The sequence below is a fragment of the Mesorhizobium sp. M7A.F.Ca.CA.004.12.1.1 genome, assembly GCF_003997835.1.
Lineage (GTDB): Bacteria > Pseudomonadota > Alphaproteobacteria > Rhizobiales > Rhizobiaceae > Mesorhizobium.
In genome coordinates this window covers 1-1,202 of the sequence record NZ_RZRK01001223.1, presented here as the reverse complement: position 1 = coordinate 1,202, position 1,202 = coordinate 1, and the positions used below count along the sequence as shown (strand labels likewise).

The window sequence follows — 1,202 nt, the reverse complement described above, 5'->3', positions numbered from 1 at the left end:
GTTTTTGGCGGTGCTGACCATCGGCTTTGCCTATGAATGGAAAAAAGGAGCGCTGGAATGGGATTGAACGACAGTTCAGGCACCCTCGTCGCGCCGAAGCCCAAGGGTATTATCGATCCCAACACCGGCAGGCCGGTGGGGGAGGACGATCCCTTCTTCCTCGAGATCAACAACGAGTTGGCCGACAAGGGCTTTTTGGTCACTTCGACCGAGGCGCTCATCACCTGGGCGCGCAGCGGGTCGCTGATGTTCATGACCTTCGGCCTCGCCTGTTGCGCGGTCGAAATGATCCACACCTCGATGCCGCGCTATGATTCGGAGCGGTTCGGTGTCGCGCCGCGCGCGTCCCCGCGCCAGTCCGACATCATGATCGTCGCCGGCACGCTGACCAACAAGATGGCGCCGGCGCTGCGCAAGGTCTACGACCAGATGCCGGAACCGCGCTACGTCATCTCGATGGGCTCCTGCGCCAATGGCGGCGGCTACTACCACTACTCCTATTCGGTGGTGCGCGGCTGCGACCGCATCGTGCCCGTCGATATCTATGTGCCCGGCTGCCCGCCGAGCGCCGAAGCGCTGCTCTACGGCATTCTTCTCTTGCAGAAGAAGATCCGCCGCACCGGCACGATCGAACGGTAAATCCATGACCGCATCCCTGAGCGAACTGTCGAACTATCTCGGCGAGAAGCTGATCGGCCGCGTGAACGAGGCTGATATCGCCTATGGCGAACTCACCATCCATGTCGAGCCGCGCGATCTGGTCGAGGTGATGACCTTCCTGCGCGACGATGCGCGCTGCCAGTTCATCTCGATCATCGACGTCTGCGGCGCCGACTATCCGTCGCGGGCCAAGCGTTTCGACGTCGTCTATCATCTGTTGTCGCCGAAGCAGAATGTGCGCATCCGCGTCAAGGTGCAGGCCGACGAGGAAACCATGGTGCCGTCGATCACCGGCGTGTTCCCCGGCGCCGACTGGTTCGAGCGCGAGACCTATGATCTCTACGGCGTGCTGTTCTCGGGCCATCCCGATCTGCGCCGCCTGTTGACAGACTATGGTTTCGAAGGCCATCCGCTGCGCAAGGATTTCCCGCTGACCGGCTTCGTCGAGGTGCGCTACGACGATGAGGCCAAGCGCGTTATCTATGAGCCGGTCGAGCTCAAGCAGGAATTCCGCAATTTCGATTTTTTGTCCCCGTGGGAAG

Annotated in this window: 3 protein-coding genes; all 3 read left to right on the top strand. The window is 61.2% G+C overall.

Going from position 1 to position 1,202, the window contains the following annotated elements:
* Positions 1 to 67: NADH-quinone oxidoreductase subunit A (gene ndhC, locus EN984_RS35305; protein ID WP_164765956.1), on the top strand; the 67-nt coding region annotated here is incomplete at its 5' end.
* Positions 58 to 639, top strand: coding sequence for an NADH-quinone oxidoreductase subunit B (locus tag EN984_RS35300; protein WP_013531090.1), 582 nt, complete (start codon positions 58 to 60; stop codon positions 637 to 639). The genes ndhC and EN984_RS35300, both read left to right, overlap by 10 nt.
* A gap of 4 nt (positions 640 to 643) precedes the next feature.
* Positions 644 to 1,202 (top strand): NADH-quinone oxidoreductase subunit C (locus tag EN984_RS35295; protein ID WP_127384389.1); only part of this gene is annotated, 559 nt, incomplete at its 3' end.

Bases quoted from the DNA above. Each gene is read 5' to 3' on its own strand.
- EN984_RS35300 (WP_013531090.1), top strand. From the start codon at position 58: ATGGGATTGAACGACAGTTCAGGCACCCTCGTCGCGCCGAAGCCCAAG.